We start from the raw sequence: 5,165 nt of genomic DNA on the forward strand, positions 1-5,165 counted from the left end.
AGGCCTGCGTGGAAGCGGGACAGACCCACTTCGAAGCGGGCGGAGGCGCGCGCTTCCAGGCTCCTTTCTTCTACTGCAACGAGTCCGCCTTCGACATGATGGACAAGTTCCGCGCCGCCGCCGGCCCCGATGCCGACCTGCAGACGCTCGGCCGCGGAATCAACGTGGTGGGCCTCGACTCCCAGTCGCGCGACATCATCGACCTGCATGCCAAGATGTTCAAGAAGCACGGCATCACCACCATCCGCAACTTCGACGCCCTCAACGACGTCAACAACCTGATCGACTCCGGTCGCTCCATCACCAACCACGGCCTGAACCACGAAGTCGTGGTGACGATGATGGAACTGCCTCCCGGGTGCACCGGCGCACACGACGTGGCGTTCTACCAGAAGACCCTGCAGAACATTCTCGATGCGAAGATCCCGTTCACCAGCGTCTGCTTCAAGGATGCTTCCGGCACCTCCGCACCGAAGAAGGTCTACGAAACCATCCAGATGGCCCGCAAAATGTTGCCGGGCGACTGCAAGATCGTTTTCCACTCCCATGAAACCGCCGGTGTCGGCACCGTGGGTTATCTCGCCGCCATCAAGGCCGGCGCCGACCAGGTCGACTGCTCGATGGCTCCGGCCTCCGGCGGCACCTGCCAGCCCGACGTTGCGACGCTGTGGCACGCCCTGCGCGGCGAAGACTACGAACTCGACATCGATATCGACAAGATGATGCACGCCGAGACCGTCTTCAAGGAATGCATGGCCGACTACATGATGCCTCCGGAAGCCAAGGCCGTTGAGCCGATGATTCCGTGGTCCCCGATGCCGGGCGGCGCACTGACGGCCAACACGCAGATGATGCGCGACAACAACATGATGGACAAATACGAAGACTGCATCCACGCCATGGGCGAAGTGGTTCGCCGCGGCGGATTCGGAACGTCCGTGACGCCGGTTTCCCAGTTCTACTTCCAGCAGGCGTTCAACAACGTCATCTTCGGACCGTGGGAAAAGATTGCCGAAGGTTACGGCAAGATGGTTCTCGGCTACTTCGGCAAGACGCCGGTCGCCCCCGATCCCGAAATCGTCAAGATCGCTTCCGAGAAGCTCGAGCTTGAGCCGACCACGGCCAACCCGGTCGACCTGAACGATGCCAACCCGAACAAGGGCGTCGAGGCCGCCAAGAAAATGCTGACCGATGCGGGCATCACCGACCTGTGCGAAGAAAACATCTTCATCGCCGCGGCCTGCAAGCAGAAGGGCATCGACTTCCTGCTCGGCAAAGCCAAGATCAACGGCGTTCGCAAGGGCGCGCTCACGCCGGCGGCTGCGGCTCCGGCCGCGGCAGCGGGCGGCGACGGCGGCTACACGGTTTCCGTCAACGGCAAGAAGTTCGCCGTTGAAGTCAAGGGCGACAAGGCCACCGTCAACGGCAAGTCCTACGACATCGGCGTGGCCGACGGCATCGAAACCTCCGGCTCGGCGACCGTTGCGCACGAATCCGCCGACTCCATCGAGGTGAAAGCGCCGATGAATGCGAAGGTCATCAAGGTGCTGGTGAGCATCGGCGACCACGTGAACGAAGGCGACGTGCTCTTCATTGTTGAAGCCATGAAGATGGAAGTTGAAGTGAAGGCGGCCTCCGGCGGCACCATTTCCTCCATCGCCGCCGAAGCGGGCGCACAGGTTACCGCCGGCGAAGCCATGGCATCCATCAACTAAGAGAACGAACGGAGAATTTAAACCATGAAGAAATTCATAACCATGGGACTTCTCGCTGCCGCCGTCATCGGCGGCGCCGTCCAGGTACGGGCCGAGGAGGCCTGTTGCCCGGCGGAAGGCGCGAAGACCGAGCATCATATTTCGATTGCCAAGGGGTTCCAGAAGCTGGGCCGGGAAACCGGCATCTACCGCTTCTTCAACCCGCAGACGCAGGAAGAAAAAGCCGAGGCCTACCAGGCCGCGTTGGAAAAAACCGTACAGGCCGAAATTGCCGCGGGGCATTTCAGCGGCGCGATGGATCAAATCCACAAGGCGCATGGCGTCGAGCAGTCGCTGATCGACTCGCTGACGCATAAGGTTGAAGAGGCGGAAGCCGCGGGCTTTGTAAAGAGCACGCTGTTGCCGGAAGGCGCTGGGCAGTTCGTGATGATCCTCGTGGGTCTGCTGCTGATCTACCTCGCCATTGCCAAGGGCTTTGAGCCGTTGCTGCTGTTGCCGATCGGTTTCGGTGCCATCCTGACCAACATTCCGATGGCCGGAATCGCGGCGGGACCGATGCCGGGCCAGCCGGGCGGTTTCCTGTACTATTTCTACACCGTGGGGGTTGAGTCGGGCGTGTTCCCGCTGCTGATCTTCATGGGGGTGGGGGCCATGACCGACTTCGGACCGCTGTTGGCCAACCCGAAGACCGCCTTGCTCGGTGCCGCCGCGCAGTTCGGTATCTTCATTGCCCTGCTGGGGGCCACGTTCATGGGTGGCCTGTTCACGCTCGAAGACGCCGCCGCCATCGGTATCATCGGTGGGGCCGACGGCCCGACCGCCATCTTCCTGGCGTCGCGCCTGTCGCCGAACCTGTTGGGGGCGATCGCCGTTGCGGCCTACTCCTACATGGCGCTGGTGCCGATCATTCAGCCGCCGATCATGAAGCTGTTCACCACCAAGGCCGAACGCGCGATTGAAATGAAGCAGCTGCGCCATGTCTCCAAGACCGAGAAGATCGTCTTCCCGTTGCTGGTGCTCCTGCTCTGCCTGTTGTTGTTGCCTTCGGCCACGCCGCTGATCGGTATGCTCATGCTCGGCAACCTCATGAAGGAATGCGCCGTCGTTGACCGTTTGTCCGACACCGCCCAGAACGCGCTGATCAACATCGTTACGATCATGCTCGGCCTGGCCGTCGGCTCCAAGCTGGCCGCCGACAAGTTCCTGAACGTCCAGACGCTCGGCATCCTCGGCCTCGGCCTCGGCGCTTTCGTCATCGGCACCGCGTCCGGCGTACTGCTGGCCAAGCTGATGAACAAGCTGAGCAAGGACCAGATCAACCCGCTGATCGGTTCCGCCGGGGTATCCGCCGTTCCGATGGCCGCCCGTGTTTCCAACAAGGTCGGTCTCGAAGCCAACCCGCAGAACTTCCTGCTCATGCATGCCATGGGCCCGAACGTGGCCGGCGTCATCGGCTCCGCCGTGGCCGCCGGGGTGTTGCTGGCCCTCGTGGGCTAAACCACTGCGAGGCAGGCGTACGGGCCTGCCTCGCATCTCGAAAAGGGTCGCCCCGCGACGCAACGTTTCCAACGAGGTTGCGGGCGCCTTCCCTCGATCTATCCGCAGACCTTTCCACAGGGCTGCGGATTTTTCGTTTTCGGAGCTCGGGAATTTACTCCCGGTGCTCCGGCAGCGCCTCTCCGCTCGCTGACGTCGGCCGTCGTCCCTGGTCGCGTTGAAGCGCCCCGTGGCGCGGCGGAAAGCCTCCTTCGTCAACCGTTTCCGCCCTTCGGAACAGATACCCCGTCTGCTTGCCGAGGGCAGGTTCATGACCGTCAGGCCGCAACGAAGAGGCTTCTTGAATCGTTGGGCAGAAGATGCCGAAGAAATACGGCCGGCACGAGTCCTCTGTATCATCGTGAGGCTTGTTCGTCCGAGTTGCTTTTGGTTCCGGTTGCGGCGGGATCGGTTTAGACGTTTGTGGGCCGTTCGGCAACGGCAGGTGGGGCGGGAGATCGGGCGCGCGGCACCATAGCCAAAGAGGCGCTCCGTTACCGAAGCGCCTCTGGCGATCAAGAATATCGAGGGGCGGGTTCATGCTTCCGCCGCCTTTGTTTGTTGTACGGAGCCTAGCCCATGAAGATCCGGCGTCCGAAGATCACGCTCAGGCCGAATCCGATGATGAGGGTTGCGGCCGCCGGTTCCGGGATTGCGATGGCTTCGCTCCACGAGGCCGCGGTGATGGTTGAACCGAGATTCTGTCCTCCGGCAATGTCGGCGGACAGCACATTGTGGTCCGTGGCATTGGCAATGCTGCCGAACTGGACTTTCCAGTTTGTGTTTTGGACCATCGCGGGGACATTGTTGGAGAGGTAGGAGAGGGATACCGCAAAATCCAGGAAGGTCGTCGTTCCGAAGGAATCACTTGCAATGCCATCGGTTGTCTGCACATAGCCATCCGTGTCGCGTCCGTCGCCGTTGATGTCGTTGGTGCCTTTCTTTGCATTGTTTCCATCGATGTCATCCATTTTGGTTCCGCCCCAGGTTCCGTCGGAGGAAAGGAGAATGGACATTTCCAGACCGTGGCCATCTGTGTCATTCGATTTGCTGTCCCATGAAAAGGCGTAATCGGGCGTGGCGTCTCCAACCACGTCGAACAAAACCAAGTGGGCGTCCGTAAAAGAAGGGTCCAATCCAACATCAAGGCGCATCCGGAAATAGACGTAGTGGTTGTCGATGCCCCAGTAGGCTCCCCGCGAGGTGCTGTCTCCCACAAAATCGAGCTGCTCGGCGACGCCGTCATCGGCATCATCCAGCCCTTCGATCGCATTCCACGTAACGGTTCCCCATTCGGAATAGTTGCCAATGTGTTGGATCACGGTTGCCCAAGACGGGCTCGCGAGGGCGATATACAATGCAACCGTTCCTGAAACGATAGACTTCTTAACCATACTCAATCTCCTAAAATTGCAACCATTCGCGGCGGCAAGGGGGTTTGTTCTTTTATTTATGAACTACACAACATAAAGACATGTTAAAGCATTAATGGTGCCATGCAAGGCGGCACTATCGGAACAATCCTGCGCTTGGCGAAATTCGGAGGGATGCGAAGATCCGCGGGGTTTGTCTATGATCGTGCGGTCGTTCGGTTTCGCAATCCTGCAACAAAACCGGAGAGTTCGGGGTGCCGGTTTTTCCTTTTTGTAACTTTTGGCGGCGGGTTTCGGGCGAGAGGTTCATCGAAGGCTTGGGCGTTCCCTTCATGCCGTGGCCACCACCACCGCGCGCTTGGGGGCGGGAAGGCCCTCGACCGTTTTGGAGGGGTCGGTTGGATCAAGATAGTCCGGTAGGGATTCGAAGGTCATCCAGTCGGTGGAGCGCTGCTCTTCGATGGAGGTCGTGTTGATGTCCACCGTGCGGATGTCGCGCAGGCCGCAACGCTTGAGCCAGCGTTCAAGCGTCGGGATCGAT

4 protein-coding genes are annotated in these 5,165 nt (G+C 60.4%); 2 read left to right on the forward strand and 2 right to left on the reverse strand.

The window, feature by feature from the left end; genetic code table 11:
• Both ABYO54_RS13770 and ABYO54_RS13775 read left to right on the forward strand, forming a co-directional pair.
• Nucleotides 1–1,715 (forward strand): biotin/lipoyl-containing protein (locus ABYO54_RS13770; RefSeq protein ID WP_372808823.1); only part of this gene is annotated, 1,715 nt, incomplete at its 5' end.
• A 396-nt stretch (nucleotides 1,716–2,111) separates the two neighbouring features.
• Nucleotides 2,112–3,212 carry a sodium ion-translocating decarboxylase subunit beta gene (locus ABYO54_RS13775; protein ID WP_372808826.1) on the forward strand — a complete coding sequence of 367 codons (1,101 nt, stop codon included), beginning with the start codon at nucleotides 2,112–2,114 and terminating at the stop codon, nucleotides 3,210–3,212.
• A gap of 611 nt (nucleotides 3,213–3,823) precedes the next feature.
• Here ABYO54_RS13775 and ABYO54_RS13780 read toward each other — a convergent pair.
• Together ABYO54_RS13780 and ABYO54_RS13785 are read right to left on the reverse strand one after the other, a co-directional pair.
• On the reverse strand, nucleotides 3,824–4,645 hold the full coding sequence (locus ABYO54_RS13780) for a hypothetical protein (RefSeq protein ID WP_372808824.1): 822 nt from the start codon (nucleotides 4,643–4,645) through the stop codon (nucleotides 3,824–3,826).
• A 309-nt stretch (nucleotides 4,646–4,954) separates the two neighbouring features.
• The coding region (locus ABYO54_RS13785) for a DUF1698 domain-containing protein (RefSeq protein WP_372808825.1) at nucleotides 4,955–5,165 on the reverse strand (211 nt) is incomplete at its 5' end.

The organism is Pontiella sp., assembly GCF_041622395.1.
Classification (GTDB): Bacteria; Verrucomicrobiota; Kiritimatiellia; order Kiritimatiellales; family Pontiellaceae; genus Pontiella.

Coding starts and splice junctions, on each gene's coding strand:
- ABYO54_RS13780 (WP_372808824.1), bottom strand. CDS start 4,645: ATGGTTAAGAAGTCTATCGTTTCAGGAACGGTTGCATTGTATATCGCC.